Source organism: Paraburkholderia ginsengiterrae (genome assembly GCF_001645125.1).
Taxonomy (GTDB): Bacteria; Pseudomonadota; Gammaproteobacteria; order Burkholderiales; family Burkholderiaceae; genus Paraburkholderia; species Paraburkholderia ginsengiterrae.
Genome location: NZ_LXKA01000020.1, coordinates 1 through 1046, shown reverse-complemented (window position 1 = coordinate 1046; position 1046 = coordinate 1). Strand labels below are relative to the sequence as shown.

1 protein-coding gene is annotated in these 1046 nt (G+C 68.0%); it reads left to right on the top strand.

Annotated features, from left to right (window positions below; genetic code table 11):
- On the top strand, positions 1-1046 hold a 1046-nt coding region (locus A6V37_RS01065), incomplete at both ends, for an ATP-binding protein (protein WP_479724546.1).

The window sequence follows — 1046 nt, the reverse complement described above, 5'->3', positions numbered from 1 at the left end:
ATCAAGCGCGAAATGGGCGAGGCCGCGGTGGCCGCGGCGCGCGCGGTGAATTACGTCGGCGCGGGCACGGTCGAGTTCATCATGACCGGCACGGGCGATTTCTATTTCATGGAAATGAACACGCGCCTGCAGGTCGAGCATCCGGTCACGGAGATGGTGACGGGCCAGGACCTGGTGGAGTGGCAGTTGCGCGTCGCTGCGGGCGAACCTTTGCCGCTCACGCAGGAGCAGTTGAAGGTCGACGGCCATGCCATCGAGGCGCGCATCTATGCCGAGCATCCGGCGCGCGGCTTCCTGCCGTCGACGGGCACGCTCAGGCATCTGCGCATGCCGGAGGGCGTGGAGTTCGCGATCGACGCGGCAGGTCTCGGCGAACCGGGCCGCAAGGCGCCGGTGCGGATCGACAGCGGCGTGCGCGAAGGCGACACCATCACGCCGTTCTACGATCCGATGATCGCCAAGCTGATCGTGCACGGCGCGACGCGCGAAGAGGCGCTCGCGCGGCTGAACCGCGCGCTGCATGCGTGCGAGGTGGTCGGCCCGCATACCAACGTCGAGTTCCTGCAGAGCATTGTGACGAGCGAGCCGTTTGCCACGGCCGATCTCGACACGGGCCTGATCGAACGCCACCACGATGCGCTGTTCGCGCCGCGCAACAAGCCGTTCAGGGAGGCGCTGGCGCTGGCCTGCGCCGCGCTGCTCACGCGCGAGGGCGGCACGGCGCACGGCGCGTCGCCGTGGGATGCGCTGTCGCACTGGCGTCTGAACGGCGGCTATACGCAGACGCTGGGCTGGCGCGAGATCGACCACGCGAGTGACAGCAACAGCGGGTTCACCGTCACGTTCGCCCGCGACGGCGCAACGCAAACGCTGGAGCACGATGGCGTGCGCGAAGGTTTCACCTGGTCGGAGGGCACGGGCGAGCATGAATTCCGCGCGACGATCGGCGAAACACGTGTGTCGGGCCGCGTGTTCGTGGACGGCGACACGTTCCACGTGTTCTGTCTCGGCGAGGCGCTGGCGTTCGAATGGCAGAACCTGCTGGC